Below are 5,099 nucleotides of genomic sequence, written 5' to 3' on the forward strand. Positions count from 1 at the left end.
CTGCCGGGACCGGGCCGCGCCGTCGCGGGGCTGCTCGTCGACCGGGGACCGGCCGAGCCGGGAATGCCGGCGACCGGTGAGTCGGACATCGGCGGGCAGCGCTCCGGGCGAGGGGAGGACCGGGCGCGGGAGGCACCGGCGGGGAGCGCCGTCGTCGACGTCCTGCTGCTGGAGCGGGCCGCCGCCCGTCACCCGGGTGCGGCCGCGCCCGTGTGGACCGACCTGGGCCTGTGCGCCAGGAGGGGACAGACGGTCGGCGTGGTCGGACCCTCCGGCTCCGGCAAGTCCACCCTGCTGTCCGTGCTGCTCGGCCTCCTGCCACCGGCGGCGGGGCGCCTGGACCTGCTCACGGCGGACGAGGCGGCCTCGGGTGTGCGTCCGGCAGGTCCCCTGCCGCCAGTCGACCGGCTGCGGCGCGTGGCCTGGACCCCGCAGGACGCGCTCGTGTTCGACTCCACCGTGCGCGGGAACCTCGCCCTCGCCCGGGACCCCGCACAGGCCCCGACCGACGCCGAGCTTCAGGCCGCGGTGGACCGGGTCGGCCTGGGCGACTGGCTCGCGGCGCAGCCGGACGGTCTGGACGCGCGGGTCGGTCCGGGAGGGCGGAGGATGTCCGGGGGCCAGCGCCAGCGCCTGGCCGTGGCGCGCGCCCTGCTCGCCGGGGCGGACGTGGTCCTCCTGGACGAGCCCACGGCGCATCTGGGCCAGGACGAGGGGCATGCGCTCATCGCGGACCTGCGGCGTGCCCTCGCGGACACGGTCGCGGTCACGGTGACCCACGACGAGACGATCGTGGCCGACGCGGACGTGCTGGTGCGGCTGCCCCGCGAGTCCTAGACGGCAGCGGGGACGCCTGTCACCGGCCGTCAGTCGGCGGAGACCTCCACGGCCTCGTCCGGCTCCGGAGCGGCCGCCACCAGGACCGGGGACGCACCCGAGCCGATCGCCTCGATCCGCTGGTCCACCGGCACACCGGAGCCGTCCCGACGGCCGAACTCGGTCGGCAGGGCCCGCGCCACGCCCGCCTTGGAGGCGGCCAGGGCCGGGGATGCTCCGGCCCAGGCCAGCACCACGGCGTTTTCTCCCTTGAGCATGCGGTGCGCGCGGACGCCGGCGGTGCCGCGGCCCTTGGTCGGGTACTCGCCCAGCGGGGTGACCTTCACCGATCCCGGGGCGGAGCCGAGCAGGTCGGACTGCCCGTCGGCCACCGTGACCACCACCGCGGGGCGCTCCGCAGAGGACAGCTCGGCCTCGGGCACCACGGTGCCGGCCGGTGCGACCGCGAACGCCAGGACCTCGTCCCGGTCCGCCACCCGCATGCCGGCCATGCCCCCCGCGGTGGGCCCCTGCGGGCGCACCAGGGACGCCTGGTAGTGCAGCAGCTGGCCGGCGGCGGTGACGAACACCAGGTGGTCCTCGTCCTGGACCGCGGGCGCGGCGCCCACCACGGCGTCCCTGTCCTTGAGCGTGATGGCCTCGAAGATGTCCCGGTTCAGCGGCCACTCCGGGCGGACACGCTTGACCACGCCGCGGGCCGTGCCGATCGCCAGGACGGCGTCCAGGGGGACCAGGGCCACGAGGGACTCGCCGCGCCCGAGCGGCACGAACTCCTTGGCGGGGACGGACTCGGCCATCGCCGGGGAGGCGGAGGCCTCCGCGGCGGCGGGGACGTCCACCACCTGGAGGCGGTGGAGGCGACCGGCCGAGGTGAGGGCGCCGATCTCCCCGCGGGCCGTCGTCGGGACCACAGAGGTGAAGGAGTCGTGCTTGTGCCGGCGCCCCACCGGGGCGATCGGCGTGCGGTCCGCGGTGCGCAGCAGCCGGCCGGCCGTGGACAGCAGCACCCAGCAGGGGGTGTCCGCGATCATCATCGGGGAGGCCGGGGCGCCGGCCGTGGCCTGGGCCGCCGGGGCGGCCGCCGTGGGGGAGACGAGGTTCTCCGCGTCGAGCAGACGGGTGCGGCGGTCGTCCCCGTACTCGTCGGCGACGTCGGCCAGCTCGCCGGACACCACCTCGCGCAGGCGGGCGTCCGAGGCGAGGATCGCCTCCAGCTCGGCGATCGCGGCGGCCAGCTCGTCCCGTTCGGCCTCGAGCTCCAGACGGGAGAACTTCGTCAGCTGGCGCAGCCGCAGCTCGAGGATGTGGTTGGCCTGCACCTCGGTGAGGTCGAAGACCTGCATCAGACGGGCGCGGGCCGCGGCGGCGTCGTCCGAGGTGCGGATGATCTCGATGACCTCGTCGATGTCCACCAGGGCCAGGAGCAGGCCCTCCACCAGGTGGAGCCGGTCCTTCTTCTTCCCCAGGCGGAACGCGGTGCGGCGGCGGACCACGGACAGCCGGTGGTCCACGTAGACCTGGAGCAGCTCCCGCAGGCCCAGGGTCTGGGGCTGCCCGTCCACCAGGGCCACGTTGTTGATGCCGAAGGACTCCTCCAGCGGAGTGTGCTTGTACAGCGCCGCCAGCACGGCCTGCGGGTTGAAGCCGGACTTGAGCTCGATCACGAGCTTCAGGCCGTTCTTGCGGTCCGTCAGATCCACGACGTCCGAGATGCCGGTGATCTTCTTGGCGTTGACGCCGTCCTTGATCCTCTCGATCACCTTCTCCGGACCCACCGCGTACGGCAGCTCCGTGACCACCAGGCCCGTCTTGCGTGCGGTCACCTGCTCCACGGACACGGTGGCGCGCATCCGGAAGGAGCCACGGCCCGTGGCATAGGCGTCCCGGATCCCGTCCATGCCCACGATCCGGCCGCCCGAGGGCAGGTCCGGGCCCGGCACGAACCGCATCAGCGCCTCGAGGTCCGCGTCCGGGTGCTCGATCAGGTGCCGGGCCGCGGCCACGACCTCACGGAGGTTGTGCGGGGCCATGTTCGTGGCCATGCCCACCGCGATGCCGGAGGCGCCGTTGACGAGCAGGTTCGGGTAGGCGGCGGGCAGGACCCCGGGCTGCATGAACTGGTTGTCGTAGTTGGGGACGAAGTCGACCGTGTCCTCGTCCAGGTCCGCGGTCATGGCCAGCGCGGCCGGGGCCATGCGGGCCTCCGTGTAGCGCGGGGCCGCCGGGCCGTCGTCGAGGGAGCCGAAGTTGCCGTGCCCGTCCACCACCGGCAGGCGCAGGGAGAAGGACTGGGCCATGCGGACCATGGCGTCGTAGATCGCGCCGTCGCCGTGCGGGTGCAGCTTGCCCATCACCTCGCCGACCACGCGGGCCGACTTCACGTGGCCCTTGTCCGGGCGCAGGCCCATCTGGGACATCATGTACAGGATGCGCCGCTGGACCGGCTTCAGACCGTCGCGGGCGTCCGGCAGGGCACGGGAGTAGATCACCGAGTACGCGTACTCGAGGAACGAGCTCTCCATCTCCTGCGCGACGTCGACGTCGACGATGTTCTCCTGCTCCACGGGGACGGGCTGCGGCGCATCGCCGGCGGCGGAGCGGGAACGGGTCGATCGGGCTGTCATGGTGCTTCGGGAGTCCTCAACGGGTCGGAGATTGTCTAGGCTGAATCCTATGGGTGAGAAGCGTCAGAGGCCTGAATATCCCCGCCACTGGGAGGCGGACGTCGTCCTCAGGGACGGCACCACCGCCCGCCTGCGGCCGATCACTCCGGACGACGCGGACGGCCTGCAGGCCATGCACCGGGGCCAGTCCGAGTCCTCCATCTACCTGCGCTACTTCACCTACAAGTCCCAGCTGTCCGCCAAGGACCTCGAGCGGTTCACACACGTGGACCACAAGGACCGGGTGGCCTTCGTGGTGCAGCGCCGCGGCCGCATCCTCGGCGTCGGCCGCTACGACCGCTACCCGGGCAAGGACGTGGCCGAGGTCGCCTTCAACATCGCCGACGACGCACAGGGCCGTGGCCTCGGCTCCATCTTCATGGAGCACCTGGCCGTCGCCGCCCGCGAGAACGGCATCCGCCGCTTCACCGCCGAGGTCCTCCCGGAGAACCGCAAGATGCTCTCCGTCTTCCAGGAGTCCGGCTTCGAGGTCGCCCGCCACTTCGAGGACGGCGTCGTCGACGTCGAGTTCCCCATCGACCCCACCGCACGCTGGCGCGCCGTCATGGAGTCCCGGGAGCACCGCGCCGAGGCGCAGTCCGTGGCCGAGATCGTGAACCCGTCCTCCGTGGCCGTCGTCGGCGCCTCGCGAAACGCGGAGTCGGTCGGCCACGTCGTCCTGGAACGCATCCTGGAGGCCGGCTTCACCGGTGAGGTCTACGCGGTGAACCGGGAGGCGTTCGAGGTCTGCGGCGTGCCCGCCTACGCGCATGTGAAGGACGTCCCGGGACCCGTGGACCTCGTGGTCGCCGCCGTCCCCGTGGACGAGATGCCCGGCGTGGTCGAGCAGTGCGCCGAGCATGACGTCAAGGGCATCCTCGTGCTCACCTCCGGCTACGCGGACGCCGGCGCCGAGGGCGTCGCGGCCCAGCGCGCGCTGTCTCCCGTGCCCGCGCCGAGGGCATGCGCGTCATCGGCCCCGCTTCGCTGGGCGTGATCTGCACCGACCCGCAGATCCGCCTCAACGCGTCCCCGGCGCCCGGCCTGCCGGCCCGTGGCCGCATCGGCCTGTTCAGCCAGTCCGGCTCCATCTCCGCGATGCTCACCTCCTCGGCCCTGCGCCGCGGCATCGGCATGTCCACGGTGATCAGCGCCGGAAACCGCGCCGACGTCTCCGGCAACGACGCGATGCAGTACTTCGAGGACGACCCGCACACCGCCGCCGTGGGCGTCTACCTGGAGTCCTTCGGCAATCCCCGCAAGTTCTCCCGCATCGCCCGCCGGCTGTCCCGGACCAAGCCCGTGGTGGTGGTCCGCTCGGACGTCACCGGCCGCAACCTGCCCCCGGGCCACGCGACCCGCACCACCCGGGCCCCCGAGGGCACGGTCGACTCCATGCTGGACCAGACCGGCGCCATCGAGGTCCTCACCCACGAGGAGCTCATGGACGTCATGCAGGCCCTCGCCTCCCAGCCGCTGCCCCGCGGACGCAACGTGGTCCTCGTGGGCGACTCCCTCGCCCTGGACCGGCTGGCCCGGGACGCGCCGCGGCCCAGGGCCTCGACGGTCGTGGACACGGTCGGCCTGGCCTCCGCCGAG

General features: G+C 73.2%; 2 protein-coding genes and 1 pseudogene. 2 read left to right on the forward strand and 1 reads right to left on the reverse strand.

All coding sequences use genetic code 11. The features are described 5' to 3' along the window. A partial coding sequence (locus AC2W7A_RS09350) for an ATP-binding cassette domain-containing protein (RefSeq protein ID WP_485991124.1) occupies window positions 1–837 on the forward strand: 837 nt, incomplete at its 5' end. Window positions 838–866: 29 nt separating this feature from the next. On the opposite strand, the gene AC2W7A_RS09355 is transcribed toward AC2W7A_RS09350, so the two are convergent. Further along, window positions 867–3,461: a DNA gyrase/topoisomerase IV subunit A gene (locus AC2W7A_RS09355; RefSeq protein WP_485991125.1), complete on the reverse strand. Its 2,595-nt coding sequence runs from the start codon at window positions 3,459–3,461 to the stop codon at window positions 867–869. 49 nt (window positions 3,462–3,510) lie between these two features. Here AC2W7A_RS09355 and AC2W7A_RS09360 point away from each other — a divergent pair. After that, window positions 3,511–5,099, forward strand: a pseudogene (locus tag AC2W7A_RS09360) (GNAT family N-acetyltransferase); the annotation flags it as partial.

Source organism: Micrococcus sp. LASM2_SD2 (assembly GCF_057364565.1).

What these genes read in the sequence shown, in the direction of transcription:
- AC2W7A_RS09355 (WP_485991125.1), bottom strand. Translation starts at nt 3,461, where the DNA reads ATGACAGCCCGATCGACCCGTTCCCGCTCCGCCGCCGGCGATGCGCCG.